Raw genomic sequence first — 279 nt, 5'->3', positions numbered from 1 at the left:
GTAAAGATGCTATTAGAAAAAGGATTAATTTACTCCTTAGTGCAAATTTAGTTACAAAGTTAGATCATTTTCACTACGAGACTTCTGAATTAGGAGCACAGATTGTTGATTTTACCCAAAAAGATATTGAACATGAGGAAGTTTTGCTATCGCCTGTTTCAGAAAACGAAAAAGAAATTGAAGATGTTTTAGTAGAATTGAGAATTGCATCTGGAGATTCCACCAACCCTGAGAGATTTGAAAAAATTTGCGCTATTTGTTTCGAAATGTTGGGATACG

At 33.3% G+C, this 279-nt stretch carries 1 pseudogene; it reads left to right on the top strand.

The window, feature by feature from the left end:
• Window positions 1-279, top strand: a pseudogene (locus tag MR160_RS34305) (restriction endonuclease); the annotation flags it as partial.

The sequence above is a fragment of the Bacillus cereus group sp. BfR-BA-01382 genome, assembly GCF_022663475.1.
Lineage (GTDB): Bacteria > Bacillota > Bacilli > Bacillales > Bacillaceae_G > Bacillus_A > Bacillus_A thuringiensis_S.
The sequence above is the reverse complement of the archived record's forward strand: the minus strand, read 5'-3'. Positions and strand labels throughout refer to the sequence as shown.